Below are 284 nucleotides of genomic sequence, written 5' to 3'. Positions count from 1 at the left end.
GTCCACATCCTATCAATCCTTGTAATGTTACTTTGTCAGGAGCAGAATTGAAAGAAGTACTCACAGATATGAAGCAGCCTTCATGGGAAACCCTTCATGTAAAAGGACTAGGGTTTAGAGGAACATTAATGGGCAAAATGATTTCAAGGGGTGTACAGACAAAAACCAATGGTGAAGTTATTACCTATTGGATAGGCGGCAAAGAACTTGATCCGAAAGCAGAATATATTGTAGCAATACCGGATATGTTCACATTCGGCGATTTCTTTCCATCTATATATCGC

1 pseudogene is annotated in these 284 nt (G+C 39.4%); it reads left to right on the top strand.

Going from position 1 to position 284, the window contains the following annotated elements:
- Nucleotides 1-47: 47 nt before the first annotated feature.
- A pseudogene (locus EOC06_RS38905) lies at nt 48-284 on the top strand (hypothetical protein); the annotation flags it as partial.

Origin of the sequence: Mesorhizobium sp. M7A.F.Ca.MR.362.00.0.0 (genome assembly GCF_004023175.1) — a bacterium.
Classification (GTDB): domain Bacteria; phylum Pseudomonadota; class Alphaproteobacteria; order Rhizobiales; family Rhizobiaceae; genus Mesorhizobium.
This window is presented reverse-complemented; position numbering and strand designations above follow the sequence as displayed.